Origin of the sequence: Mycobacterium sp. E2479 (assembly GCF_001667925.1) — a bacterium.
Classification (GTDB): domain Bacteria; phylum Actinomycetota; class Actinomycetes; order Mycobacteriales; family Mycobacteriaceae; genus Mycobacterium.
Genome location: NZ_LZJR01000125.1, coordinates 1 through 1,356, shown reverse-complemented (window position 1 = coordinate 1,356; position 1,356 = coordinate 1). Strand labels below are relative to the sequence as shown.

The following is a 1,356-nucleotide window of genomic DNA, read 5'->3' as shown; positions in this document are numbered from 1 at the left end:
GGTGCGGTACATCCGCACGCCCGAATCCCCGAACGGACACGCCACAAACCGCGACGCCGTCAACCCCGCACGACGCATGTAACCAACCGCGAGCCCATCACCAGCCACATACAACTCGCCCACCACCCCGGCAGGCACCCGACGCAACCACCCATCGAGCACAAACACCGCCGCCCCCGCCACCGGTGACCCAATCGGCGGCGCCCCCGGCGCCGCGGTCAACGGCGGACTGACCGAAACGCACATCGTTGTTTCGGTGGGCCCGTACGCATTGAGCATCACCCGCCCGGGTGCTGCCCACCGGTCCACCACCTCGGCCGGACATGCCTCACCGGCCACCACCAACGCCGTCGACTCCAACCCATCCGGCGACAACATCGCCACCGCCGACGGGGTCTGGGCGAGCACGCGGACCCGCTCAGTAACAAGCAAATCGTGGAGATCTTCCGGCGAGCCCGCCACCGACTCGGACACGATCACCACCCGGCCGCCACCGAGCAACGGAACCCAGATCTCCCACAACGAAAAATCGAAGGCATAGGAATGGCACTGCGCAAACGTCTGCGCCGCCGGGGTGTAGGCATCCAGCGACGTCATCATCTGGGCCATGCTGCGCTGCGTGACCGCGACCCCCTTGGGTAAACCGGTTGTGCCAGAGGTGTAGATGAGGTACGCGATCTCCTCCGGGTCCGGCGCCGGCAACGCCGTGCTGGGTTGGGTTTCGATAGCGGGGTCGCGCACCTCGATGACCACGACGCCATGGCCCGCTAAGCGCCCAACCCGCTCGGCGGTGCTGACCGCGGCGATCGGCCCGGCATCGGCGAGCGTGAACTCGATCCGAGCCGCCGGCGCCCCCGGGTCGATGGGCAGATACGCCGCTCCCGTTTTAAGCACCGCCAGCATCGCCACGATCGCCTCGGCAGATCGGGAAAACATCAGCGCCACACACTGTCCCGGGGCCGCGCCGTAACCGGCCAACAAATGCGCCAACCGGTTCGACGCCTCGTCAAGCTCCCGGTAGGTCAGTGAGATGTGCTCGGACACCAGCGCTTCCGCATCCGGGGTGCGGGTCACCTGCGCGGCAAATGCCACCGGCATCGACACCGGCGCAATACCCGGCTCGGCCAGCACCGCCCGGTTACCGATTTCGTCAAGCCGGCCACGCTCCGATTCATCGAGCAGATCGATCGACGACACCGGCCGGGTCGGATCGGCCGTGATCGCGCACAGCACCCGTTCCAATCGACGGACTAGCGGCTCGATGCTGTCAGCGTCGAAAACATCGGTGCGGAATTCCACCGCCCCGCCGATCCCCGCGGGCACGCCGTCCTCGCCGAAGCGCTCGGCCAACGAAAA

General features: G+C 67.3%; 1 protein-coding gene. It reads right to left on the bottom strand.

Annotated features, from left to right (window positions below; translation table 11 throughout):
• A partial coding sequence (locus A5686_RS18575; RefSeq protein WP_156750134.1) for an amino acid adenylation domain-containing protein occupies window positions 1–1,356 on the bottom strand: 1,356 nt, incomplete at both ends.